The sequence below is a fragment of the Rothia sp. HSID18069 genome (assembly GCF_003989155.1).
In the GTDB taxonomy this organism is placed as follows: domain Bacteria; phylum Actinomycetota; class Actinomycetes; order Actinomycetales; family Micrococcaceae; genus Rothia; species Rothia aeria.
The window spans coordinates 123411-147427 of the sequence record NZ_RBMG01000001.1; the positions used below are offsets into that span (position 1 = coordinate 123411).

At 59.1% G+C, this 24017-nt stretch carries 22 protein-coding genes and 1 tRNA gene; 12 read left to right on the top strand and 11 right to left on the bottom strand.

The genetic code is table 11. The features are described 5' to 3' along the window. Position 1: 1 nt before the first annotated feature. Both D8M41_RS00585 and D8M41_RS00590 read right to left on the bottom strand, forming a co-directional pair. Positions 2–847, bottom strand: coding sequence for a hypothetical protein (locus D8M41_RS00585; protein WP_006887687.1), 846 nt, complete (start codon positions 845–847; stop codon positions 2–4). Positions 848–1116: 269 nt separating this feature from the next. Further along, positions 1117–1635 (bottom strand): hypothetical protein, encoded by a 519-nt coding sequence (locus tag D8M41_RS00590; protein ID WP_006887791.1) that lies wholly within the window; start codon positions 1633–1635, stop codon positions 1117–1119. 586 nt (positions 1636–2221) lie between these two features. On the opposite strand from D8M41_RS00590, the gene D8M41_RS00595 reads away from it, so the two are divergent. Then, a complete protein-coding gene (locus D8M41_RS00595) occupies positions 2222–2572 on the top strand; it encodes a TIGR02611 family protein (RefSeq protein WP_006887688.1) in 351 nt (116 codons plus the stop codon). A gap of 227 nt (positions 2573–2799) precedes the next feature. Here the strand turns inward: D8M41_RS00595 and asd are convergent, their stop codons facing one another. The 7 genes from asd to D8M41_RS00630 form a co-directional block, all read right to left on the bottom strand. After that, complete coding sequence (gene asd, locus D8M41_RS00600) at positions 2800–3939, bottom strand: aspartate-semialdehyde dehydrogenase (protein WP_037234181.1); 1140 nt, start codon at positions 3937–3939, stop codon at positions 2800–2802. Between the two features lie 218 nt (positions 3940–4157). Then, a complete protein-coding gene (locus D8M41_RS00605) occupies positions 4158–4844 on the bottom strand; it encodes a dihydrofolate reductase (protein WP_094757527.1) in 687 nt (228 codons plus the stop codon). A gap of 8 nt (positions 4845–4852) precedes the next feature. Beyond that, positions 4853–5761 carry a thymidylate synthase gene (locus tag D8M41_RS00610; RefSeq protein ID WP_037287331.1) on the bottom strand — a complete coding sequence of 303 codons (909 nt, stop codon included), beginning with the start codon at positions 5759–5761 and terminating at the stop codon, positions 4853–4855. A gap of 157 nt (positions 5762–5918) precedes the next feature. Then, a complete protein-coding gene (locus D8M41_RS00615; RefSeq protein WP_023133180.1) occupies positions 5919–6917 on the bottom strand; it encodes an NUDIX hydrolase in 999 nt (332 codons plus the stop codon). Positions 6918–7177: 260 nt separating this feature from the next. Then, complete coding sequence (locus tag D8M41_RS00620) at positions 7178–9376, bottom strand: RNA degradosome polyphosphate kinase (RefSeq protein ID WP_371873038.1); 2199 nt, start codon at positions 9374–9376, stop codon at positions 7178–7180. 173 nt (positions 9377–9549) lie between these two features. Beyond that, complete coding sequence (mshD, locus tag D8M41_RS00625) at positions 9550–10596, bottom strand: mycothiol synthase (protein ID WP_006887716.1); 1047 nt, start codon at positions 10594–10596, stop codon at positions 9550–9552. Between the two features lie 126 nt (positions 10597–10722). Beyond that, positions 10723–11403, bottom strand: coding sequence for a winged helix-turn-helix transcriptional regulator (locus D8M41_RS00630; protein ID WP_006887748.1), 681 nt, complete (start codon positions 11401–11403; stop codon positions 10723–10725). Between the two features lie 629 nt (positions 11404–12032). On the opposite strand from D8M41_RS00630, the gene D8M41_RS00635 reads away from it, so the two are divergent. The 3 genes from D8M41_RS00635 to D8M41_RS00645 all read left to right on the top strand — a co-directional run bounded on the left by D8M41_RS00635 (position 12033) and on the right by D8M41_RS00645 (position 14814). Next, the gene (locus D8M41_RS00635) at positions 12033–12710 is read left to right on the top strand and encodes an FABP family protein (protein WP_039955011.1); all 678 of its coding nucleotides are present in this window, start codon (positions 12033–12035) and stop codon (positions 12708–12710) included. A 109-nt stretch (positions 12711–12819) separates the two neighbouring features. Then, positions 12820–14028, top strand: coding sequence for a CAF17-like 4Fe-4S cluster assembly/insertion protein YgfZ (gene ygfZ, locus D8M41_RS00640; protein WP_126926231.1), 1209 nt, complete (start codon positions 12820–12822; stop codon positions 14026–14028). Positions 14029–14136: 108 nt separating this feature from the next. Further along, positions 14137–14814, top strand: a complete 678-nt coding sequence (locus tag D8M41_RS00645; protein ID WP_006887704.1) for a hypothetical protein — start codon at positions 14137–14139, stop codon at positions 14812–14814. A gap of 250 nt (positions 14815–15064) precedes the next feature. On the opposite strand, the gene D8M41_RS00650 is transcribed toward D8M41_RS00645, so the two are convergent. Both D8M41_RS00650 and D8M41_RS00655 read right to left on the bottom strand, forming a co-directional pair. Then, a complete protein-coding gene (locus tag D8M41_RS00650; protein WP_006887714.1) occupies positions 15065–16096 on the bottom strand; it encodes a 6-phosphofructokinase in 1032 nt (343 codons plus the stop codon). Positions 16097–16362: 266 nt separating this feature from the next. Further along, positions 16363–17562 (bottom strand): pyridoxal phosphate-dependent aminotransferase, encoded by a 1200-nt coding sequence (locus D8M41_RS00655; protein WP_006887711.1) that lies wholly within the window; start codon positions 17560–17562, stop codon positions 16363–16365. Between the two features lie 435 nt (positions 17563–17997). Between D8M41_RS00655 and D8M41_RS00660 the strand changes: the two genes are divergently transcribed. From D8M41_RS00660 to D8M41_RS00695, 8 genes are all read left to right on the top strand, one after another. Further along, positions 17998–18070 (top strand) — tRNA-Trp (locus D8M41_RS00660). A gap of 74 nt (positions 18071–18144) precedes the next feature. Further along, entirely contained in the window at positions 18145–18408 is a 264-nt protein-coding gene (secE, locus tag D8M41_RS00665; RefSeq protein ID WP_006887732.1) for a preprotein translocase subunit SecE, read from the top strand. An 88-nt stretch (positions 18409–18496) separates the two neighbouring features. Beyond that, positions 18497–19264 carry a transcription termination/antitermination protein NusG gene (nusG, locus tag D8M41_RS00670; RefSeq protein WP_023133189.1) on the top strand — a complete coding sequence of 256 codons (768 nt, stop codon included), beginning with the start codon at positions 18497–18499 and terminating at the stop codon, positions 19262–19264. Between the two features lie 227 nt (positions 19265–19491). Further along, positions 19492–20046 carry a peptidoglycan recognition protein family protein gene (locus D8M41_RS00675; RefSeq protein ID WP_006887726.1) on the top strand — a complete coding sequence of 185 codons (555 nt, stop codon included), beginning with the start codon at positions 19492–19494 and terminating at the stop codon, positions 20044–20046. A 267-nt stretch (positions 20047–20313) separates the two neighbouring features. Further along, on the top strand, positions 20314–20742 hold the full coding sequence (rplK, locus tag D8M41_RS00680; protein ID WP_006887755.1) for a 50S ribosomal protein L11: 429 nt from the start codon (positions 20314–20316) through the stop codon (positions 20740–20742). Positions 20743–20866: 124 nt separating this feature from the next. After that, a complete protein-coding gene (gene rplA, locus D8M41_RS00685; RefSeq protein ID WP_006887758.1) occupies positions 20867–21562 on the top strand; it encodes a 50S ribosomal protein L1 in 696 nt (231 codons plus the stop codon). A gap of 252 nt (positions 21563–21814) precedes the next feature. Continuing rightward, the gene (gene tehA / locus D8M41_RS00690) at positions 21815–22798 is read left to right on the top strand and encodes a dicarboxylate transporter/tellurite-resistance protein TehA (protein ID WP_006887749.1); all 984 of its coding nucleotides are present in this window, start codon (positions 21815–21817) and stop codon (positions 22796–22798) included. Positions 22799–22879: 81 nt separating this feature from the next. Beyond that, entirely contained in the window at positions 22880–24007 is a 1128-nt protein-coding gene (locus D8M41_RS00695) for an ABC transporter ATP-binding protein (protein WP_006887729.1), read from the top strand. Positions 24008–24017: the final 10 nt, after the last annotated feature.

Here is a 24017-nt window from a genome sequence, read left to right on the forward strand (position 1 = left end):
GCTACTGATCACCCGTTCCATGCTCGGTGAGGGACGCACCCGGGGCGGCTGGCAGGTACGGCAGAATCGCCTGCACCTTCTGGGGCAGCGCATCGCCGCTGAGCGGGGCCTCATACGGCACAATATCGGGTGCGAACGTGTAGCGTGCATCTTCGGGGGTGCTCCAGGTGAGCACACCGTCATACCCGCCGTGGTTCATAATGGTGGCCTCATACCCGCCGGTGACGTGTTTGCCCTCTGGTCCCTCAACATCCCAGCTGTCGGTAATGAACAGGCGCGTAATACTGCTGTTCACACACAGGTGGATTTCTTCCAGCGCTTGCTCACCCGTGCTGAGGGTCTGCTCCTTATAGAAATGGTGGCCTTCGGCGAGCACCACCGGGGTCACATGGAAGCTGGAATACACGCTCTCGAAAATTGCCTCAATCAGTCGGGCACGCTCGGGCAGCCTATCACGTACCGTCCATGTGAACTCAAGGTCGGGGCCGATAGCGGCCTCAGCGATCACGCCCTCCTCATCGTAAGCATATGGCTCCCACATGAGGTTACTCACCGCCTGAAGGCGCATCCCCTCACGGCGCATATCGAACATGATAGTGAAGCTGCTGGTGATACGGGCCGTGGTGGGATCGGTGGTGAAATCCACTCGATAGTCGCTGTATTGGGTCGGCTCAACTTGGTTATCCCAGTTCAGAAAAAGCCATGACTGTTCACCATTGGAACAGCTAATGTGGAATTCGCCCGGTATGATGCGTTCCCACGGCTTCTGAGAGGTGCGGATCCGTTCGGCGTGATACACCGTGATAGGCCAAGGTGTAAAAGTCACAGTATAGGTGCGGTCGGTCATGGTTCCCTCGGGTTGTGCTGTGCCCGCGAAAGACTCGCGGGGCTGTGCGGTTGGTTAGGGGGCTTAGGGGTTTGTGCTCTCGCCTGGCAGAGGGAGAAACGCATCATTGCGGGGTGCGCCACCCCGGCGTCCCACGTCTCTTAGGATACCCTTTGCGACTGGGAAAACCCTTGGTGCTCCGCACGCAACGCAATCAGCAGTGCGGCGTGCTCAGTAAAGATAGGAACGGCAGCTTACCCCTGGCGGGGCACCCTCGGCACAGCTGGCAGCTAGCTCTTGCTCTTGGGTGGGACACTCAGTGTGGGGCTGGCTTGCATGCTGCGGTGCAGCGCCTCCGCTATGGCTTGGATAAACGCCATCCTGCGCGGGTTGTCGTCACGCACGTCCCACCACAGGGTCATATCCCGCCCAATATAGGCGATGGCGTACACCCCGTTGCGGTGCTCATCCCAGAAAACGGCGTCACCTAACGCTATGATGGCCATATCGTCGTCGGTGGGGCTGTGCCATTCGATACTCACATCATGCGCCCACCGTTCGCCTTCGCCCAGCGGGTACAGCTTCCCACTTCTGGCATGGGTACGGCACACTCCCGGCCTGCCGGGGCGGGGCATGGGGTCAAGGTACAGCTCATAACAGCCCCGCCCGGGCGTATTAACACTGATCACCCCGGGTTTAAGCCGGTCTGCAGGATGCGCATCATCCCACGGGTATACGGCCAGTTCAGGGGGTACCGTCCACGCGGTGAATTCTGTGGTGAAACCGGTGTCGTAATCGGCTGTGTCCATGACTCTCTTTCTTACTGCGGGCTTGTGCTGCGCGCTGGGGGGGGGGCGATGCGCTCTTCTACGGTGAATGTGCTGACAACGGGGCGGGGTCGGGTTTTACCGGGTGCTGAACACGGCAGGATGTGGGCGGAACACGCCCGTGTGGTTTATATCATCAGCGAGGGTGATACTCACGGATCTGTAGACGCTCATTGCGTGGTTCCTTCCCGGAAGATGCGCGGCGCGTAGCGGGGCAGTTTTTACCCCCGGAAGCGGTAAAACCAGCGGATGCGCCTTATTTTAGATGGTTTGTATACTACTACCTTGTGGGTGCCGGTGCGCCCCGAAACGGTAACTTGTATTGCATATCACCATTTGTTCATAGGTTGAGCAGTCTGCACGCTCTCAGACAACGAAAAAGGAAACCAGGCCGTGGAAAAGCGAGTGAAGAAACAACACCCCTATTCCGGGTGCCGCTCATCTATCCTGGAGCACGGCTGCTGCGCCCCTTTCCTAGCGTACTCACAGGCGCCGGTGATAGTCTTACTTCAATGCCGTGTGCGCCGCCCGGCATACCCCCTCACTGCTGGAAAGAAGGTGACGCACCGTGAAAACCATCGAGGACGAAGTCAAAGAAAGCGAAACCAGCCGGTTCCACCGCTGGTTAGAGAAGAAAAAAGCCCGCATGCACGCCCACCCGGTGATGCGCCACCTGTACAAGCCGCTCGTGATCGGTGTGGGCGGCTTCTGCCTCATCGCGGGGCTGATTATGCTGGTGACCCCCGGCCCCGGCTGGCTGTTTATCTTTATTGGCCTGGGAATCTGGGGAACCGAGTTCGCGTGGGCGCATCACCTGAACCAGCGGCTCAAACGGCTGGTGCTGCGTATCTGGCACTGGTTCAAAGAACGGCACGCCGAACGTAAAGCCCGCAAAACAGAGGCCCGCAGGCAAGCATAACCCCAACCAACCCGAAGGCACGTTACCTAACATAACGTGCCTTTGCTGTGTGGCGGGAAAACTAGTTGAGCATGCTCTTGTGCCCGGTAAGGAAGAGCGCAGCTGGTGTGTGCGCGGCACAGTATATAACGTTTCATTGCCTGCGATCTGGGGGTGCAAACTCAATATGAGTGGGCGCGGTACCGTTTACACGGCACCGCGCCCACGAATACTTTGAGAAGGCTACTTTAGAGCTTTCCAACCGCGATCTTGAGCATGCGGCGCACCGGCTCGGCGGCACCCCACAGCAGCTGGTCGCCCACCGTGAAAGCACTAATGTACTGCGGGCCCATCGCCAACTTGCGGATGCGCCCCACCGGAATATTCAGCGAGCCGGAAGCGGCGACCGGAGTCAGCCCCTGCATCGTGGCATCCTTAGTATTCGGCACCACCTGGGCCCACTGGTTATCTTCAGCGATAATGCGCTCAATCTCGGCAACCGGCAGGTCTTCGGTCAGCTTCATCGTAAGCGCCTGAGAATGCGAACGCATGGCCGCGATACGCACACACAAACCGTCCATAATCACACGGTTATCGCCCTCAAGGCCCAAGATTTTGTTGGTCTCGGCATCAGACTTCCATTCCTCTCGGGACTGCCCATTGCCCAGGTCAGAGTCAATCCACGGGATCAGCGAACCGGAAAGCGGAACCCCGAACTGCGCGGTATCAAGCTCACCCGAACGCTGCTTGGCAAGCACCTTACGGTCGATCTCCAGGATTGCCGCTGCCGGATCGTTAAGCTCGGCAGACACCTCATTACCGAGGTCGCGGAACTGCCCCAGAACCTCGCGCATATGACGGGCGCCGCCTCCCGAAGCCGCCTGATAGGTCATCGAGGTGGTCCATTCCACCAGACCCTGTTTGAAGAGACCACCCAGCCCCATGAGCAGGCATGAGACGGTGCAGTTGCCACCAATAAAATCTTTCACACCGGATTCGAGCCCGCGGTCAATCACATCACGGTTAATTGGGTCAAGCACGATAATGGCATCATCGTTCATGCGCAGGGCAGAAGCGGCATCAATCCACAGGCCCTTCCAACCAGACTCGCGCAGCTTCGGGTGAACCTCTTTCGTGTAGTCACCGCCCTGTGCGGTCACAATAATCTTATGCTGGCGAAGCTCATTCAGATCGTACGCATCCTTCAGCGTAGAAGGTTCAAGCGTGCCGTCGAAGGTGGGGGCTTCACCGCCCACATTGGAGGTTGTGAAAAAAACGGGAGAAATATCGTTGAAATCGTTCTCTTCAAGCATGCGCTTCATCAGCACGGAACCAACCATGCCGCGCCAACCTACAAAACCTACTGAGTCACCGGGATTAAAATTCATAATTTCTAGTCTACCCCGTGTACCACATATCGCGTGGAACAGCGTCATAACCCCTAGTCAGTATGGTAAATATGCCTGGAAAAGGTGAAGTGCGAGAAGCGTGATGAGTTCTGGCGTAAGACGTTGTGAGGGGAACGAATGTACCTCAGACAAACGGGACTACACTTTGCCGTTCGCACAGGCGAACGTTACTGTATGGAATTTCCGCGCCAGGTACATCAGAGGCGGGCTAGGGTCTGAAATGAGTAGTACATGGGATTTTTCCCGCCCGAAGCATCCAGCAGGTAGCCGCGCTCGCTCTTCTCCCAGGCACTTTCACCCAGGATGCGCCATCGCGCTGGTTCGCCCGCGGTCACGAATCCTTCTACCGCAAGTTCGGGGGCGTAGGTATCACCCGTAATCTCGTTACCTTCCTGGCAGTAGAAGAGGGTGCGTTCGATAATCTCGACGCGACCAAAGGAAGGTAAATCCTCGCGGGAAAGCGCCTCCGCATAGACTGAGCCGCCGCCAATGATCCAGGCAGTAACTCGCTGATGTGCCGCATCTGAGTGCTGGGTAGTGTTGGGCGTTAAAGGTGTGTTGTCCGCGAGGGTGAGAGCCGCATCCAGCGACGGAACCCAAAGCGCGCCATCGCGTTTAAGAGGCGCGGCTGAATCGCTCGTAATACTGCGGCTGATGACGATATTGGTGCGCTCAGGCAGCGGTCGAAAACGCGGTGGAAAAGACTCCCAGGTGCGCCTACCTAGAATGACGGGCTTACCCACGGTGACGGTTTTGAAATGCGCGAGGTCTTCGGGGGCACGCCAGGGCATGGTGCCGTCGCGCCCAATAATACCCGCATCGGTCTGCGCCCAAATAGCGCCGAGGCACGGTCGTACGGGGGAGGGGGAATCATACTCACGCATCGATTGTCCTAAACCGCGATGGGGGCAGAAATCCCGGGATGATGCTTATAATCGATGAGTTCAAAGTCTTCATACTCGTAATCAAAAATAGACGGTTTCTTTGTTTTGATAACGAGTTTGGGGTACGGGTAGGGTGCACGCGGGGGATAGGGGTTACCTTCGGGGTCGTTGCCGTAACCGAGCTGCTTTTTCACCTGTTCCAGGTGGTTGGAGTAGATATGGCAGTCGCCGCCCGTCCATATGAACTCGCCGGGTTCCATGCCGACCTCGTGGGCGATCAGGTAGGTCAGCAGGGCGTAGGATGCGATATTGAAGGGTACACCCAAGAACATGTCGGCGCTGCGCTGGTACAGCTGGCACGACAGCTCCTTCACGCCGTCGGGGCGTTCGTGCACGTAAAACTGGAACATGGCGTGGCAGGGCGGCAGTGCCATCTCATCAACCTCGGCGGGGTTCCATGCCGAGACAATGTGGCGGCGTGACGACGGGTTCGTTTTGAGAGATTCGATCACTTTCGCGATCTGGTCGATGGTGCCGCCGTCGGGGGTGGGCCAGGAGCGCCACTGCACCCCGTAGACCGGACCGAGGTCACCATTTTCGTCAGCCCATTCATCCCATATAGTCACGCCGCGTTCCTGCAGCCAACGTATGTTTGAGGAGCCGCGCAGGAACCACAGAAGCTCGACCGCCACCGATTTGAAGTGCACACGCTTGGTAGTAATCAGGGGGAAAGAGTCACGCAGATCGAAGCGCATCTGCCGCCCAAACACGCCGAACGTGCCGGTGCCCGTACGGTCTTTGCGCTGAGCATCGGAGGCAATAGCATCACGGTTCTCGTCAAGAATTTCACGCAGCAGATCCTCATAGGGGGTTGGGATGCTCTGCTGACCAGAGACGTGATGCGCGGGTGCGGGCATGCTCATGGTGACTCCTGGGTATAGACACTTGGTAAAAATACCATTGTACTGAAGCTGGGACAGGGTCTGTATAGGGCAAAACAGCTCGTCAGGGCAATAGTAATCCCTGCCCCACGTCTGCAGCGGGGCAGGGATGGGTGGTATACGGGCCGGGTTCTTAGTCCGTGAACGGGCGCACCACTTCAGCCGATACGATGCCGCCGCGTTCGTACGTGGAGACCTGAAGCACCAGTATGTCCCCCGGTTCGAGGTACGGGTCTTTGGAGGGCAGGTGCTCCTTCTGCTTTTTGGTGAGCAGGTGTTCGGCTACCGCATCCAGCACCACCGGCAGCACCGGACGGTGCGTGCACACCAGGGCAGGGGTGCCCTTCTCGAAGAGGGACGCAATGGTTTTTGCGGTGCGTTTGGGGTGGCGTTCCGCGCCTGCCTCTGAGAGTGACTTTTTCTCTTTCACCGTCAGGGAGTACTCGTTCACGTAGGGGGCGACGGTCTGCACACACCGAAGCCAAGGCGAGGACAATACCCGAGAAGGCTCCCACGCCGTTAGCAGCCGGGCCAGCGCAAGCGCTTGCCTTTTACCCGTACCAGCGAGGGGCCGCTCGTCTTCGGCTGCTGACCAGTTGGCGCGCGGTTTGGCTTTCGTATGGCGGGCAATAATGATGGGGTGCGTGTCCAGCCCGCTGGTAGCCCACAGGTTCTCGAACGCCTCTAGCGGCTGCAGGTCTGAGGGGTTGGTGAGCATGGTGCGTGCCTTCTTAATGCTCACCCACTGGATATCGTCCACTTCGTCCTTGTCAGCGCGCGGTTTCTGCCCCGCCGGCAGCTGCGCGGCCCAGTAGAAGACATCCTTGGTTTTGCTGTTGACCTTGTACCGGGTGGTGCCCAGGGGCACCCCTAGGTGTACCCGCAGCTGCACTTCTTCGGAGATTTCACGGATCGCTGTTTCGGGGATGGTTTCGCCCGCGTCCTGTTTGCCTTTGGGCCATGACCAGTCGTCGTAGCGGGGGCGGTGAATGATGAGCAGCTCGATTTTGCTGTTGCGTACGCGCCAGATGAGTGCGCCTGCGGCAATAATTTCAGCGGCGTTTTTGGGGGTGTAGGTGAGGGCTAAGCCGTTGGGTTGGGTATGCGCGGAGTAGTACGTTGTTTTAGGCACGTGTTCCTTCTCGGTGCGTAACGGGCGGGCGAGGTGTGGTCGGGGTGGAGCTGTTAGGCGTCCGTTCCTCCCATAACTATTCTAGGGGATTAAACGCCCCGTTCCGTCACCTGTGCGTTACCTTCCGTTTACTTTGGTGGTGGGGTCTGTTGCTCGGTGGCCTGCGAAAAGCGGCTTTCTGGCAGCCCGGTATGTGTGCAGGGGCGTTTCGCAGCCAGAAGCCACTTTTCGCAGGGGTGAGCCTCAGCGCCTCAGTGCGGTTACACCTTGTCCACGTTCTTTCGGGAGCGTGAACGCAGGTAGTGTGACTGCACATCCCTGAGCGGGTTACCCTCAGCGTCCTGGTTAAAACGTGTCCAGGTGCCGTTGGCGTCTAGATGCCAGGTGCGGGATTCGTCGCTCATGTACACCGTAAACATGTCGAGCAGGTACTTAATATGGCGGGGATCTTTGATCCGCACCAGCGCCTCGATACGGCGGTCGAGGTTGCGGTGCATCATATCGGCTGACCCGATGTAGACGATAGGCTCACCGTTGTTGGCGAAAGCAAACACGCGGGAGTGTTCCAGGAACCGCCCGAGCACCGAACGCACCCGGATGTTCTCGCTGAGCCCGGGAACGCCAGGCCGTAGGGCACAGATTCCGCGTACCACCACATCCACGGGAACCCCAGCCTGTGAAGCACGGTAGAGCGAGTCGATAATCGCCTCATCCACTATGGAGTTGCACTTGATCTGGATGCGTGCCTCTTTGCCTGCCTTGTGGTTCTCAATCTCCTTTTCGATGCACTCGATCAGCCCGCTGCGTAGCGAGCGCGGTGCCACCAGCAGGGATTTGTAGCTGGTTTTGGGGGCGTACCCGGAGAGCTGGTTGAACAGGCGTGAGACGTCTTCGCAGATTTGCTCGTCGCACGTGATAATCCCCAGGTCTTCGTAGAACCGTGCGGTGGAGGGGTGGTAGTTGCCGGTGCCGATGTGCGCGTAGCGGCGCAGCTGGTTGCCTTCGCGGCGCACTACCAGGGAGAGCTTGCAGTGGGTTTTGAGACCCACGATGCCGTACACTACGTGCACGCCTGCGCGTTCGAGTTTGCGGGCCCACGAGATGTTTGCTTCCTCGTCGAAACGGGCTTTGATTTCGACGAGGGCAACAACCTGCTTACCTGCTTCTGCCGCCTCAATGAGGGCGTCTACGATGGGGGAGTCGCCGCTGGTGCGGTACAGGGTCTGCTTGATTGCCTGCACACGCGGGTCGGCTGCGGCCTGGGCGAGGAACGCCTGCACACTGGTGGCGAACGAATCGTAGGGGTGGTGCAGCAGCACATCGTGGTCACGTGCTGCGGCGAATACGTTCGCTTCTTTAGCAGTTTCGGCGGCGTTGAGCCAGCGGGAAGTGTGGGCAATATGTTTGGGGTAGTGCAGGGCGGGCCGGTTGGCGCGCACAATTGCACCCACACCGCGCAGGTCTAGGGGCGCGGGCAGCTTGTACACCTCGGATTCGTCAATGTTCAGCTCGGAGATGAGCAGGTCTAGGATTGTGGGGTTGATCGTATCTTCAACCTCAAGGCGCACGGGCGGGCCGAACCGGCGGCGCAGCAGCTCTTTTTCGAGCGCCTGCAGCAGGTTCTCGGCGTCGTCCTCTTCAACTTCAAGGTCTTCGTTGCGGGTCACCCGGAAGACGTGGTGTTCCACCACTTCCATGCCGGGGAAGAGCGTGTCTAGGTGCTCGGCGATAATCGTTTCCAGTGGGATGTACCGTGACTCTTTCCCGGCGGTGTTGGCGGCGCGTGCACCATCAACTGAGATCATGCGGTCGAGCTGGTCGGGTACTTTCACGCGTGCGAACAGTTCTTTGCCGGTTTGCGGGTTGCGCACCAGCACCGCCAGGTTCAGCGAAAGCCCCGAGATGTAGGGGAACGGGTGTGCCGGGTCTACCGCCAGCGGGGTGAGTACCGGGAAAATATCGCGCAGGAACTCTTGGCGCAGACGGGTCTTGGCGTCTGCGTCTAAGTCATCCCAGCCCACAATATGAATGTTCTGTTTTTCCAGTTCGGGAAGTACCTGCTCGTGGAAGACCTGCGCGTGTCGCTCCTGCAGCTGGTGTGCGGCAGTGGCTATTGCCTCCATCTGCTCGTCTGGGGTGAGCCCGGCGGCGGATGGTACGGCGAGCCCGGTGGCGATACGGCGTTTGAGCCCGGCCACTCGCACCATGAAGAATTCGTCAAGGTTCGAGGCCACGATAGAAAGAAAATTCAGCCGTTCCAGCAGGTACAGGTCGGGGTCTTCGGCGAGTTCGAGTACGCGCGTATTAAAGTCGAGCCAGCTGCTTTCGCGGTCGAGGAACCGTTCGGTGCCGAAATCGCCTTCAAGGCTGGGCAGGGTGATTTTTTCGCCTGCTTCGATGCGGTCGCTGCGTGTTTCGGCGCGCTCAATCTTTGAGACGTCGTTCCCGATGTGAATCACCCCGGTGACGGGTGCGGGCTCTTTGGTTTTCTTTTGCGGGGTTTTAGGTGCCACAGTGTTCCTTTCGGTCGATCATATTTTTCGGTGTTCCTCTAACCGGGGGCCTCATCGCCCTCCGGTAAAGGAACGAACGTTCTTTACAGGTGCGGGTGGGTTTACCTGTGCAGCGCCGCTTATTCGCCTGATGCCGGGCGGGCTGGGGCGTACATGCGGTCAATAGTTGCCACCGCAAAGCCCAGCGACTCGTACAGCGCCACCGCCGGGGCGTTGTCTGCATCCACGTACAGTTCGATGGACCGCAGCGGCACGTTGTGTTCGTCATGCGCCAGCGCCAGGTACGCCAGCCCGCGCAGCACCAGGGTGCGGCCCAAGCCGCCGCCTTGAGCACTCGGGCTAACACCTACCACGTAGATTTCACCGGCTGGTGACAGTGCCGTGGCGGGCTGAGAGCGCGGTATTTTCGTCCACGTGAATGCGGCGATGCTGCTGGGGTTTTCACGGTCGCTGGCAATGAAGAACCCTTCGGGGCGGAACCAGTCGGCACCGGTGCGTTCACGCAGGTCTGCGAGGGTCAGCCGCCCCTGCTCGGGGTGGTGGGCGAATGCCTGGGCGTTGACCCGCAGCCAGGGCTGCTCGTCGTCACGGGTGTAGGTGCGCAGCAGCAGGTCATCGGGCAGCTGGCGGGCGTCGGATGCCTCCACCAGGTTCTCCCGTGTCTGCGGATCCAGCGGCAGCACCATCTTGTACAGCACCCGCACCGGTTTGAACCCTTCAGCTTTCGCCAGCGCATTCGCAGGTGACTCAATACCGGTGTCCTGCGCGCTGCCGTGCACCCACAGGTTGTACAGGGAAGCTTCGGCCCCGAGCTCAGCGATCGCCAGTTCGAAGAATTCCTGACCCAGGTGCACGCCCCGCGCATCCGGGTGAACAGCCGCCTCAATGACCCCCGGAACCGTGTCCTGCTGCCCGCCGGATGCGGGTACCGCCACCAGCGCCGCCGCAAGGTACCCGGCTCGCTCCAGCACAAATACGCGCGGAGGCACCGCATCGTGCGTGGCGAGCGCCTTACTCAGCTCAATGCGGGTCTGTTCGGAGAAGGCAGGGGTGCCGTCGTGCGCCTGCACTGTGGCGGCAAAGTCATCGAACCGCGCCAAGAACTCGTCACTGAGCACGGGCTGAGTGAAAGAGACCGCTTCGGGGGTGAACTGCTCTGGTGCCATGTACGCCTTCTTTCCGCTGTGCCTTCTGTGTTTAACTCTATCGGTTTTCTGTGCGGTTTGGTGACGGTTGAGGGGTGTATTACCCTGCGCTGAATCCCGGTGTATGCGGTGTGCTGCGGCGGCGGGTTAGCGCTGGGCGTTAAAGCTGTACCCCACGTTGCGTACGGTTGAGATCATCTGCTCATATTCGGTGCCGAGCTTAGAGCGCAGCCGCCGCACGTGCACATCCACGGTGCGGGTGCCGCCATAGTAGGCGTCGTACCCCCACACCTCCGAGAGCAGCTGGGCGCGGGTGAACACCCGGCCGGGGTATTGCGCCATGAACTTCAGCAGCTCAAACTCTTTGAACGTGAGGTTCAGTGCGACGCCGTTGAGGTACGCCGAGTACGCTGGGGCATCAATATACAGGGCCCCTACCCGGATGATTTGTGCGGAGCTTTCGGTGTCTGCGGAAGATTCCGGGGAGGTGACGACCAGGCGCAGGCGTGCATCCAGCTCGGATGGAGACACCTGATCGAGCACAATATCGTCCACCATCCATACTGAAGAGACAGCCGCCATCCCGCCTTCGGTGAGCACCATCATGAGCGGGACGTCTAATCCCGCCGTTTTGAGCGCCTGCGCCGTGTTGCGTGCCTCAATGAGTTTGCGGCGGGCATCAATCATCACAACATCGTGGTGCGCCGTCTCAAAACGTTTCGCGGAGGTAGCCAGGGGGTACAGGTCCACGCGGTGGCTGAGCACGCTCAGGGCGGCGATATCGGACTGCTCGCCGGAAGCGTCGCTCAGTAGCGTAATGCGGTACATGGGCCCTCCTGGGTTTTACCTGGTAGAACACCATTTTACCCGTCGGGGTGTGAACCCCCTGTACGAACGCTGTGCGCGCTACCCGGTGCGGCCGGTTAAGAGGTGGGCCTGTTCGGCGGCGGTGCGGGCCAAGGGGCTGGTTGAGTTACCTGAAATAACCTGAGGTTAACATTAGGGCCGGGCGCGCATTCGCTGTGATATTTTTTAAGCATGGATAACATTTTTGCTCTTGAAATCTTCTTTATCTGCCTGCTGGGCTTGGCATCTATCTGCATCGCAATTGGTGCGCTGAAGGTGCTTCTGGGCCTGTACCGCGGCCAGAAGTAAACCTGTACGCAGTGAACACGGGGCACACCGTTCGTGCCCTGCTGGTTTGTGTGGGTTTATGCGGCGCTAAGGGCTGTAACGGTGCGGTTCATGACGGCTCGGGTGCGGCTGCCAGCTGGCGGGGTGCAGCCCCTTATCGCAACCCCCTCAGAATGGCTTGATACCGTGATGATGTGCGTGCTGGCCCTTACACTGGGTGAGCTTTAGAACGTGAGACGTAGACGTCTGGGGCGGTTATTCCGGTAGGGAAATTAGCTGCCTCACATGGTAGGGTGTGCCCGCACACTGTTAGACTGGTGTGTATGGCAATTGAAATTCCAAGCAACTTAACCCCTGAACTTGTGCCTTTCTCGTGGCTCCTTGGAACCTGGGAGGGCACCGGTACCATCTGGTACAAAGAGCAGGAGAAAACCCCTTTTGGCCAGATTATTACCTTCACCCAAGACGGCCTGCCGTACCTGGAATACCGAGCAGAGTCGTTCCTGCTGGACGATAGCGGGCAGAAGCTGCGCCCCATCACTATAGAAACAGGGTTCTGGCAGATTGACCGCCCCCTCACCGACGCGGATGGCGGGTTTGGGCTGGTGCCTAAAGACATTGTTCCCGCTTTCGCCGACGCGGAATCGGTCGAAACCCTCCGCAACGAAGATGACGGATTTAACCTGATCGCCACTATCGCGCACCCCGGCGGCATCAGTGAAAACTATGTGGGCATGGTCAAAGGCCCCGTGGTGCGTATGCAGACGGCAAACCTGATTCGTGACGATATTTCCCACCAGTACGCCGGTTCGGTGCGCCTGTGGGGGCTGGTGAACGGCAACCTCATGTGGGACTGGGAGATCGCAGACGACGAAGGGAACCTGCACAAGCACGCCTCCGCAGAACTGCGAAAAACCTCATCCATGTCCGGAGATTCGCTGGGCACAGGCATGTTTGGTTCCCTCGACGACGGCGCAGAAGAAGGCCCCACCGAAAACTAGGACTACGCCACACAGTATAGAACCCGCACACCCGCCGCCCCGCTGCGGTGTGCGGGTTTTGCAGACCGCCTGGCCGTCACTCACGATCAGAAAGCATGAGAGGAACACCATGAGTACCGCCGAAAATATTGCCGCCGATGCGCCCGAATACACCCCTATACCCAGCCCCCTCATGCAGGTGCACGGTGCCTTCGCCGCAGATGGGCCGGATGCGGGCGTCGCGGCGCACTACGGCAATCCCCTCGCCGAACAGCGTGCTTTAGTCCGCGACCGTGGAGCCACAACGGGGGACCCTGTAGTCGTGGACCGCTCCTCCCTTGGCGTCGTGAGGGTCTCGGGGCCCGACCGCGCCAGCTGGCTCACTTCCCTCGCATCCCAAGTCTTGACCGGCATGAACCCGGGGGACAGCCGCGAATTTTTGCTGCTTTCCCCGCAGGGACGCATCGAATATGCACCCGCCGCCATCGAGGACGGGCAGGCGCTCTGGCTCATCGTCGAAGGTGCACAGGCGGAACCGCTCACCGACTACCTGAACCGCATGAAATTCATGCTCCGCGTCGATATTGAAAACATGAGCGGAGAGTACGCCGTCGTTGAGACCGCCCGAAACCCGCGCGGAAAACAGGGGACGATCCATCCTGCCTTTGCGGATGCCCTGATCTGGCGCGACCCGTGGACGGCGCTCGTCGAAGGCGGCTACCATTACAGCGCAACGCCTGATGCGCATCCCGGTACCGACTACGAACGGTACCTGAGCATTATTCCCCGCGAAAAGCTCACCACCCTCACGGAAGGCGCTCAGCTGGCGGGCGTCTGGGCGGCTGAGGCGCTGCGCATCGAAGCCTGGCGCCCGCGCGCAGGCACCGAAGTTGATAATAAAACCATTCCGCAAGAGCTGGATTACACCCGCACCGCCGTGCACTTCGAGAAGGGGTGCTACAAGGGGCAGGAAACCGTTGCGCGTGTGCACAACCTGGGGCATCCGCCGCGCCGCCTGGTCTTTCTCGACCTTGACGGCTCTGAGCACACCCTGCCTGCAGCGGGCAGCGAACTCTTTGTAGAGGGTAAACCCCGTGCGGTGGGGCGCATCACCTCGGTGGCGCTGCACCATGAGGCGGGTCCCATAGCGCTCGCCGTCATTAAGCGGGCTGTGGATCCTGCGGCTCCTCTGCGTGCGGTAGATACCGGAGAGGCCGCAACCGCTGAATCCTCAGCCCCCGCGACCGAATACGCTGCGGCGCAGACTCTCATCGTCTCTCCCGAGGCTGGCGAAATCGCCCGCAAATCCGTTGCGGGGCAAGACTTCCTCAAACGCTAGGAGCCTTCCGGCTTGCTGGGCAGGCTGTGCGCTGGCGAACAGGATTGCTACTTCTGAAACTTCACTATATAACGGTGATCGTCAGATGGCCGTGGTACATTCAGGTACATGAGTGAACAGACTTCCGGGCACCACGACGATTCTTATCAGCCACACCGGTCAGAAAGCCACACGGAAAAACACCAAGAGCCAACGTTTCAGCCATCCGCACCTGGCGGGAACTACTCTGACGCTGTACAACAGGGTGCAAGGCGTGAGGTGCAACAGCCTCCAGCTGCTAAGGTACGCCCGCGCACACCGCTGAAATGGCTCTACGGTGTGCGCATCGCTATTTTTGTGATCTTACTGGTGATAAATGTCGTGTCCACGGTGGAGTTTCTTATATTTATTCTGGCGCAGGACTCCAATGGATATGGTCCAAGGACAGAGACCTACCTTCAGTGGGCCATGCCTTCGTTTCTGATTTCGGCAGTGTATACGGCGTATCTGGTAGCACAGATTATTGCCGCTATCCTGTACCTGCGTAACCGAGCTCTCGTGTACATTATCGTGGTCAATATTATTGGTGCGCTGTGGGGCCTGTACGGAACTGCTCGTCTGGTGTACCAAATAATCTCTGGGACAGCGTTCTTCACGGAGCAGGACCCGCAGATGCTGCTGGCCTTCACAGCCGACAAAATCGATATAGTGCTGTGCTTCCTTTTTGCGACGCTGGCTATTATGACGTTCAAAAAACGCCGTACCCAGCCACAGCCGTCCACGGAAAACACCCCGACGTCACTGTAGCGTCACAGGCTGCTCGCAAACCTCTGTGACGCTACAGTATTTTCGCCCACTGGCGGGGTTAGCGGCCCCGTACCCGTCGTAAAGACGGCCGCGCGCTAGTACGTATCGGCTAGTGCTTGTACCGGTAGATAAACGCGGCCATCGCATCACGGTGAATCGGGGCGCCCGGCGAAAAATCACCGGGCGCCCTCTCTGCATTCAATATATCTGTGTGTTCGATGGCCCTAACCCACTCGTTAGGGGCCAGCGTCTAGCGGCCGAACAGTACGGCCGCCTCGTCCCAGCGTTCCTGCGGTACCATTTTCAGCCCGTCAAGTGCCTCCTCAAGCGGAACGTACACAATATTGGTGGCCTGCAGCGACACCATCTTGCCCCAGAGCTTCTGGTTCACCATATCCACCGCGCCCATACCCAGGCGGGTTGCCAGCACCCGGTCAAAACCGGTTGGTGCGCCACCGCGCTGAATATGCCCCAGGATGGTGTTGCGGGTTTCAATACCGGTGCGGGCCTCAATCTCGTGGGTAATGTATTCACCGATACCACCCAGGCGGGGCCGCCCGTCTTTTTCGGTACCCTTATTCGCCATGACCTCGTCAGAGCCTTCGGGGATGAACCCTTCCGCAACCACCACCAGGGGGGAGCGGCCACGGTCATGTACCTCTTTCACCCACTGGCAGACCTCGTCCATTGACACCTTCACCTCGGGGATGAGAATCGCGTGTGCGCCGGAGGCCATGCCGGAGTTCAATGCGATCCACCCCACGTGACGGCCCATCACCTCGGCCACCATGCACCGATGGTGTGACTCGCCGGTGGTGCGAATACGGTCCATTGCCTCAGTCGCAATGGAAACAGCCGTGTCAAACCCAAACGTGTAATCGGTGGCGCGCAGGTCATTATCAATAGTTTTTGGCACGCCAATAACAGGAAGACCCGCATCAGCCAGGCGCTTGGCCCCGGCCAGGGTGCCTTCACCGCCAATGGCGACGATCGCATCAATATGGTGGCGTTCGAGCATGATCTCGATCTTCTCGGGGCCGCCATTGGGGCCGTCGAAGGGGTTGGTGCGGGAGGTCCCAATAATGGTGCCGCCCTGGCTGGCCAGGCCGCGCACCTTAGTGCGGGGCAGATCCATGAAATCCCCATCGACGACGCCACGCCAGCCGTCGCGGAACCCCACGAACTCGTAACCGTAGTGTTTAATGCCTTTGAGCACGGCGCCGCGGATAACAGCGTTAAGGCCGGGGCAGTCGCCGCCGGAGGTGAGCAGACCGATTTTCATGATGGCTCCTTGGGTTGGCGCCCGCAGGTGTTGGGTTTAGGCGCGCGGTCATATAATGATGGCCTCCGCAAAGCTTGTGCGACACGTTAAGCAACGCCTGGCACGAGCCCGGGAGGCCGTTCTCTTGCTATCTATTCTAGCGCGTTTGGGTTGTGTGGGTAAGTGTTGGGTTGGGTGTGTTTTTACCGAAATGATGCCGAAGTCCGGCAGAAAAGTTCAGGTAATAGGCACCTAAATCAACGTACCGGGTGTGACTGAGACGGTTCCTACCGCGCACTTCCCAAAAACTTCTGCAGACGCTCCACACCCTCGGCGAGGTCTTCGTCGCTGAGCGCATAGGAGAGCCGCAGGTACCCGCTGGGGCCGAACGCCTCACCCGGCACCACCGCCACAAGCGCCTTCTCCAGGATGAGGTCGGCCAGCTCGGCGGAAGTCTGCGGACGCACCCCGTCAAATTCCTTACCGAGTAGCCCGCGCACATCCGGGTAGGCGTAGAACGCACCCTGCGGGGTGGGGCAGTGCACACCCTCAATGGCGTTGAGCCCGGCAACAATAGCTTTGCGCCGCCGGTCGAACGCGGCATGCATGACCGCGACCTCATCCTGAGGGCCGGCCAGTGCCGCCAGCGCCGCACGCTGGGCAATATTGTTCACGTTTGAGCTCAAATGCGATTGCAGGTTCGAGGCGGCCGCGATAACATCCTGCGGGCCAACCATCCAGCCCACACGCCACCCCGTCATGGCGTATGTTTTCGCCACACCATTGAGGATAATGCAGTTCGGGGTGAGCTCCGGAACTACCTTGAGAATAGAGACCGAATCAACACCGTCGTAGGTGAGGTGCTCATAGATTTCGTCGGTGAACACAAAAATCCCCTTCGCGAGCGCCCACTGCCCGATAGCGCGCGTCTCTTCCTCGGTGTAGACCGAACCGGTTGGGTTTGAGGGGGAGACGAACAGCAGGGCTTTTGTGGCGGGGGTGTAGGCGGCCTCCAGCTGCTCAACGGTGACCTTATAGTCTTGCTCGCTTCCAGCAAAAACCTCAATGGGGTTTCCGCCCGCTAAGCGGATGCACTCAGGGTAGGTGGTCCAGTAGGGAGCGGGTAAAAGAACGTCGTCGCCCGTATCAATAACAGCCGCAAACGCCTCGTAGACCGCCTGTTTGCCCCCGTTGGTAACGAGCACCTGTGAGGGCTCAACCTGCACACCGGAGTCACGGAGGGTCTTCTCAGCAATGGCCTGTTTCAGCTCAGGCAATCCGGCAGAGGGGGAGTAGCGGAAGTTCTTCGGGTCGTTAAGCGCCTGACGGGCGGCCTCTACAATGTGCGCAGGAGTGGGGAAATCAGGCTCTCCCGCGCCGAAACCGATCACCGGCTGACCGTCGGCTTTGAGCGCCTTGGCCTTGGAATCGACGACGAGGGTTGCTGAAGGGGTGATGGCGGCAATACGGCTGGCAATACGCGGCATTCTCTCTCGCTTTCATAGTGTTCTGCACCAATACTCCGGTGCAAAATTCGGTGATAAGCCCGGTGTAGTCCACCCTTAGCGGCCCGAAGGTGCGCGTGCGTGGGGCTGCGTGCTGGGCACCTTCCTACTATGATAGGGGTTTACCGCCGGTCGGCGGAAGCGCATCTTAGCCTGCGTCTTGGGTGTGCTCAGAGTGTGCGTGCGCTAACTGTGCTGTATAGTGGGCGGAGAAACGCTTCAGTGCGGAGGCGGCGGATTCGCGGAAAATATTTGCGGTTCAAGTTGCCAAGCGGGCTTTGTATGGTCTAGAGTTGTTTCTGCACCCGCTACTAGGGTGCATTAGTTTGTTCCCTTGTATAGCCGCCGGCTGTGAGGCATTCGAGGGCGCAAACACGTGGGGAGCAACACCCCACACCGACGGAGTGGAAGCTTCGAAGGGCGGTGGCTCAATTGGTAGAGCAGCGGTCTCCAAAACCGCAGGTTGCAGGTTCGAGTCCTGTCCGCCCTGCTAGTGCCTCAATGAAATGTTCTGTGCGTACCTGTTATAGGGCGCCATGTTAGACAGTAGAAAGGGGCGAGGAGATGGCTAAATCTGCTACCGCCGAGACGGTTTCTGAGTCCGCTGAGGATAAGACACGGCGAAGCCTATTCCAGTACATCCGTGAGGTGATTACGGAGCTTAAGAAGGTCACCACCCCCACCCGTAAAGAGCTGATTGGCTACTTCTTCGGCGTGCTTTTCTTTGTTGTTTTTATGCTTCTGTTAATTTCGGGTCTGGATTGGGTGTTCGGTCAGGGCGCCTTCTGGGTCTTCGGTAACGGAACGATTCAGACGGGCGGAAGCTAAGCCCGCACCCGCATCAATTCGCCCCGCCACCTGGCGCCGGGCACAGGTAACGAACTGAGAAAGTAGGAGCGACGTGCCCGAGAAGGATATGGTATCCGAGGTTGAAGAGGTCGAGGTGGAACCCGCTGAGGCCGAAACTTTTGAAGACGAAGTAGAGGAAACCGGCAGCATCGCAGCTGATGAACAGCCCGCTGCGGACACCGCTGAGCAGGAGCCTGAAACGGAGGAGTCTCAGAGCTCCGCAGAGGCTGCTGCCGCTACCGACCCGCTGGAGGAGTTCAAAGCGAAGCTGCGCCGCCAAATCGGTGACTGGTATGTGGTGCACACCTACTCGGGGTACGAGAATAAGGTGAAGGCCGGGATTGAGACCCGCATCCAGAACCTGGAGGCCGAGGATGAGGTGTTCGAGGTTCAGGTTCCCATGGAGACCGTTGTTGAGTACAAGAACACGGTGAAAAAGACCATCCGCCGCGTGCGTGTGCCCGGTTATGTGCTGGTGCGCATGGATTTGACCGACCACTCGTGGGGCGTAGTACGCCACACCCCCGGTGTGACCGGGTTCGTTGGTCAGGACGCGTACAACCCCATGCCGCTGCGTATGGATGAGGTGTTCGATATGCTCCTGCCGGTCTTTGAAGAAGAGCAGCAGAGCAAGGGCCTGCCCACTCCTCAGCCTGTGGTCGAATCCGACTACTCGGTGGGCGATAATGTTCGCGTGAAGTCCGGCCCGTTTGAGGGTATGGACGCCACGATCTCCGAGATTAAGCCCGAGGCGCAGGAAGTCGTCACCCTCATCTCGGTGTTCGAACGTGACACCCCGGTGACCTTGAAATTCAGCCAGATCGAGAAGATGTAAACTCTTTTCTGACTCTGAACGTATCAGCCTCTTGGGGCGGTGCAAGAACCCGTTTTCTTGCACCGCCCCAAGAGGTTTTTTATGCGGGCGGTACGGTTGGATCTGAGGCGGCGGTGCTTATGCTGAGGGTGCTTAACCTCTTGCGCCCGCAGAATTAGGATGGCAGGGTAGATACTGTACCAGCGGGAACCTGCCGCTTCACCGATGCACGAGAGAGAAGGCACCTCATGAGCTACGAGCTGATCACGACATCTAAGACTAAAAACCGTCACATCAACTACCGTAAGCTGAGCGATGTTCTGTACGGTGTCGTTCACTGGTGGGGTGACGATAAGGGAAAGTCTTTTGATGAAACCGTTAACTTCCTGTGCAATAACGACCGTAAGGTATCCGCGAACTATGTGGTAGAAGCCGGTCGTGTCGCTCAGATCGCCGATGATCAGGATGTAGCTCTTCACGCGGGACAGTGGGAGGTGAATGAGGTGTCGATCGGGCTGGAGAACCGACCCGATTGCCGCTCCGAGGATCTGGACACGCTGGCGCAGCTCATTGCAGATATTGAGGTGCGGCTGGGGCATTCGCTGTACCTGATTGGGCACCGGGATATTATTAGCACCTCATGCCCCGGTGAGTATTATCCTCACCTTCCCGAACTGATTCATCGGGTGAACACCATCAAGGCCGGGATGAATAACGCCCCGGCTGCTCTGACCGCACAGGAGCGGGCAGACCGCCTGGCTAAACTGCAAGAGCTGAAGCAGAAGAAAAAGCAGGCTGCCTAGAACTACCAACACCCGCCAGACGGTAATCGTGGTGGGGGGGGCGCACAGTGTGATGGGGAGATAACTCACTACCCATCCCTCCCCGTTTTGTCAGCCGTGTTCACGCAGGAATCCAGTGGATTAAAAATGCGATTAACGGTAGAATATTCGCTTGTGTATGCGCATGTTCACGCTTTCATGCGCCCGCACGGGTGGCCGCGCCACGGTCACCGTCTGCTGGCGTACGCTCCTGTGCGTCAGTTTCCCAGCTAAGAAAAGGACCTAACATTGGCTCCCAAGAAGAAGGTCACCGGCCTTATTAAGCTGCAGATCCAGGCAGGCGCCGCTAACCCGGCTCCGCCCGTCGGCCCGGCACTGGGCTCGCACGGCGTGAACATTATGGAGTTCTGCAAGGCATACAACGCTGCTACCGAATCGCAGCGCGGTAACGTGATCCCCGTTGAAATTACCGTATACGAGGATCGTTCCTTCACCTTCATCACGAAGACCCCTCCGGCCGCTGAGATGATCAAGAAAGCCGCCGGTGTTGCGAAGGGCTCAGCAACCCCGCACACCGTGAAGGTTGGTTCGATCACCGAGGCTCAGGCACGTGAGATCGCCGAGACCAAGATGCCCGACCTGAACGCGAACGACCTGGATGCCGCAACCAAGATCGTTGCCGGCACCGCTCGCTCCATGGGTATCACCGTCGAGTAGTCTAAGCCGTTTTTCGGCAACCGCGGTTTTCGCGTTTTAACTTGTAAATGCCCACGTTTGAGCGTGGGATGTGGCAGAGCCGAGCGCGGCTCACGAGACCACAACTGCATAAGGAGATAAGCAGATGGCAAAGCGCAGCAAGGCGTACAAGGCGGCTGTAGCCAAGATTGAAGAGGGTAAACTCTACACCCCCGCCGAGGCAGTAGCCCTGGCGAAGGAGACTTCCTCCGCTAACACTGATGCAACTGTTGAGGTGGCTCTGCGCCTCTCGGTTGACCCCCGTAAGGCCGACCAGATGGTTCGCGGCACCGTGAACCTGCCGCACGGCACCGGTAAGACCGCCCGCGTGGTTGTTATTGCCGCGGGCGATAAGGCTGCCGCAGCTGAAGCAGCGGGCGCCGACTATGTCGGTTCGGACGAGCTGATCGCTAAGATCGCGGGAGGCTGGACCGACTTCGACGCAGCAGTTGCAACCCCCGATATGATGGGTAAAGTTGGTCGCCTGGGTAAGGTTCTGGGTCCCCGTAACCTCATGCCGAACCCCAAGACCGGCACCGTGACCATGGACGTTGCAAAGGCTGTTGCCGACATTAAGGGCGGCAAGATCGACTTCCGCGTTGACCGCAACTCGAACCTGCACTTCATTATCGGCAAGGCATCCTTCTCTGCTGAGCAGCTGGCGGAGAACTTCGCGGCAGCCCTGGAAGAGGTTAACCGTTTGAAGCCCTCTTCGGCTAAGGGCCGCTACATTTCGAAGGCTACCATTGCGACCACCTTCGGCCCCGGCATCCCGGTGGATCCGGCAGAGGTCACTGCATAAGACGCTGTAGCGTTACCAGCTTTCATACAAAGAGCCCGTTATCCCAGTGGGGTGGCGGGCTCTTTGCTGCTTGTGGTGGGGTTATGATGCGTCGCAAAGCCGCACCCCAGAGCCGCCTGAGCACCTGCACGGGAATAAAACGGGAAAACTTCTGCTTATATACCCCGGCAGCTACACAAGCCAGACCCATACGAGGCGATACCTCAGGTGAGAGCGCCGCCGTATACTGTGCATATACTTCGGGAGGATTACATGAGTACCGCCGCCGCACAACCCGTACCTTTGGGCACGCCCACCACCACAAAACCGTTCCCTATTCCAACGAGCTACTTTTCGGTGGCGCTGGGAACGAGTGCGCTGGGGCTGTCGTGGCGGTACGGTGCCACCGCACACCTGGTACCGTCCTGGGTGGGGGAGAGCATACTGGCGCTCGCCTCGGCAACCTGGCTGGCGCTGATTACGGCATTTGCCGTCAAACTCATAACCCGTCGCGATGCGCTCCGAAGCGAACTTCGCGACCTCGTAATGTGCTGCTTCCTGGCGCTGGTTCCGGTCACCACCATCGAAATCGGGATATCCGCACACCCCTATGCGGCACCGCTTGGGTATTCGCTGATTCTTATCGGTGTGCTGGGGCAGCTGGCATTTTCGATGTACCGCACCGCCGGGCTCTGGCGTGGAACGCATACAGTGGCGGCGACAACCCCGGTCATCTACCTGCCCACGGTGGCCGCGAACTTTGCCTCTGCGTCTGGGTTAGGGGCGCTGGGGCACCGTGACTGGGCGATGCTGTTCTTCGGCATGGGACTCATCTCGTGGTTTAGTGTAGAGTCGGCCATCTTAGGCCGACTGCGCACCAAACCTGCGTTGGATCCTGCGGTACGCGGCATTATAGGGGTTCAGCTGGCCCCTCCGTTTGTGGGCGGTAACGCCTATCTGGCAGCTAATGGCGGACACGTGGACTGGGTTTTCCTAGTGCTCACGGGTTACGGGGTGCTTCAGCTGCTGTTCCTGCTTCGCTTAGTGCCGTGGATTCTCAAAGCGGGGTACACTATGAGCCTGTGGGGATTCTCCTTCGGGCTGGGCGCTATGGCGGGCACCGGAATGCACCTGGTCGCGGTTTCTCAGCTCGTGCAGCTTGGCTGGGCGCTGTGGATTCTTGGCACCGCACTGATCGCGGTGCTTTGGCTCGGGATGCTGGTGCTGGCGATACGCGGCAAGCTTTTAGTACGGTAGCTTCATCGAACACAGAGCCTCAGGAACGTGCGGGCTGTGGCGCTGCTTTTCGGGTAGAACGCCGGAGGTCATAATAGAAACATGACAACTCAAGGTTCAACACCTCAGCCTTCCTCAACGACGACTCACGGCGGGCTTCAGATTCGTGGTGTCGCGAAGAGTTTTGGGACGGATACTCACGTTCTGCGTGAGATCGACCTTGAGGTGGAACCGGGCGAAATGGTGTCACTGGTGGGCGCATCCGGAACCGGTAAATCTACGCTTTTGCGCATTATTGCCGGGCTTGAGGAAGCCAATGCCGGACGCATTACCTATGCGGGTCAGCCGCTGAGCGCCGGGCAGGTAGGGTTCGTTTTTCAGCACCCGATTCTGTACCCGCACCTGTCGGTTCGCAAGAATATTCTTTTTCCAACTACGCTGCGCGGCTACCGCCAAAAGGTCGATAAAAATTACTATACGGATCTTATGGATGCGCTCCAGATTGGCGAGCTTCAGCACCGCAAACCCCAGGAACTCTCAGGCGGGCAGGCGCAGCGTGTGGGTATTGCGCGCGCCCTCATCCGCAAAGCACCTGTGGTTCTTTTCGATGAGCCGCTGGCGAGTGTTGATGAGGAACTGAGCGCAAGTATTCGGGCGGATATTGCGCGTCTGCACGCCGAATACAAGTTCACGGGGCTGTACGTGACGCATGATCAGAACGAAGCACTGCAGCTTGGGCAGCGCGTGGCGGTCATGGACGCCGGGTACCTGGTGCAGGTCGATACCCCCGAGCATCTGCTGGCAAATCCGCATACGCTGCAGGCGGCGCGGCTGACAGCATCGCCAGCCCTGAACGAACTGACTCTCACAGAGGGACAGCATCTTCCTGCTGGGGCTTCGCTCTATGTGCGTGCAACCTCGCTGCGGCGCATAGAGAACATTGCTGAGCACCCCTCGAAGAATACGATACCGGTGCAGATTCGGAGTGTACTCCCGCAGGTGGGTGGCACACTCTACCGCGCTGTAACGCAGGCAAAGGTGACTGTATATGCCGCGTCGCATGACGGTTCGGCGCGAGTTCCTCTGCAGGTTCCCGGTGGGCAGCCCCTCGAATTTTTTGAGCCGGATGCGCTCGCCCTGCCCGTCCTGACATCGGGGCAGCGGGCACAGGTTCAGGTTCCCCCGCACCACTGTTTTATCTTTGCCAACGGCACGCGGCACTATCTATGAGACACTAGGA

Excerpts from the sequence above, each read along its gene's own strand:
- D8M41_RS00675 (WP_006887726.1), top strand. The coding sequence starts at position 19,492 with ATGAGCTACGAGCTGATCACGACATCTAAGACTAAAAACCGTCACATC.
- D8M41_RS00650 (WP_006887714.1), bottom strand. The coding sequence starts at position 16,096 with ATGAAAATCGGTCTGCTCACCTCCGGCGGCGACTGCCCCGGCCTTAAC.
- D8M41_RS00605 (WP_094757527.1), bottom strand. The coding sequence starts at position 4,844 with ATGCGTGAGTATGATTCCCCCTCCCCCGTACGACCGTGCCTCGGCGCT.
- ygfZ (WP_126926231.1), top strand. The coding sequence starts at position 12,820 with ATGAGTACCGCCGAAAATATTGCCGCCGATGCGCCCGAATACACCCCT.
- D8M41_RS00590 (WP_006887791.1), bottom strand. The coding sequence starts at position 1,635 with ATGGACACAGCCGATTACGACACCGGTTTCACCACAGAATTCACCGCG.
- D8M41_RS00585 (WP_006887687.1), bottom strand. The coding sequence starts at position 847 with ATGACCGACCGCACCTATACTGTGACTTTTACACCTTGGCCTATCACG.
- rplA (WP_006887758.1), top strand. The coding sequence starts at position 20,867 with ATGGCAAAGCGCAGCAAGGCGTACAAGGCGGCTGTAGCCAAGATTGAA.
- D8M41_RS00635 (WP_039955011.1), top strand. The coding sequence starts at position 12,033 with ATGGCAATTGAAATTCCAAGCAACTTAACCCCTGAACTTGTGCCTTTC.
- D8M41_RS00610 (WP_037287331.1), bottom strand. The coding sequence starts at position 5,761 with ATGCCCGCACCCGCGCATCACGTCTCTGGTCAGCAGAGCATCCCAACC.
- asd (WP_037234181.1), bottom strand. The coding sequence starts at position 3,939 with ATGAATTTTAATCCCGGTGACTCAGTAGGTTTTGTAGGTTGGCGCGGC.
- D8M41_RS00695 (WP_006887729.1), top strand. The coding sequence starts at position 22,880 with ATGACAACTCAAGGTTCAACACCTCAGCCTTCCTCAACGACGACTCAC.
- tehA (WP_006887749.1), top strand. The coding sequence starts at position 21,815 with ATGAGTACCGCCGCCGCACAACCCGTACCTTTGGGCACGCCCACCACC.
- D8M41_RS00655 (WP_006887711.1), bottom strand. The coding sequence starts at position 17,562 with ATGCCGCGTATTGCCAGCCGTATTGCCGCCATCACCCCTTCAGCAACC.
- secE (WP_006887732.1), top strand. The coding sequence starts at position 18,145 with ATGGCTAAATCTGCTACCGCCGAGACGGTTTCTGAGTCCGCTGAGGAT.
- D8M41_RS00630 (WP_006887748.1), bottom strand. The coding sequence starts at position 11,403 with ATGTACCGCATTACGCTACTGAGCGACGCTTCCGGCGAGCAGTCCGAT.
- D8M41_RS00645 (WP_006887704.1), top strand. The coding sequence starts at position 14,137 with ATGAGTGAACAGACTTCCGGGCACCACGACGATTCTTATCAGCCACAC.
- mshD (WP_006887716.1), bottom strand. The coding sequence starts at position 10,596 with ATGGCACCAGAGCAGTTCACCCCCGAAGCGGTCTCTTTCACTCAGCCC.
- nusG (WP_023133189.1), top strand. The coding sequence starts at position 18,497 with ATGGTATCCGAGGTTGAAGAGGTCGAGGTGGAACCCGCTGAGGCCGAA.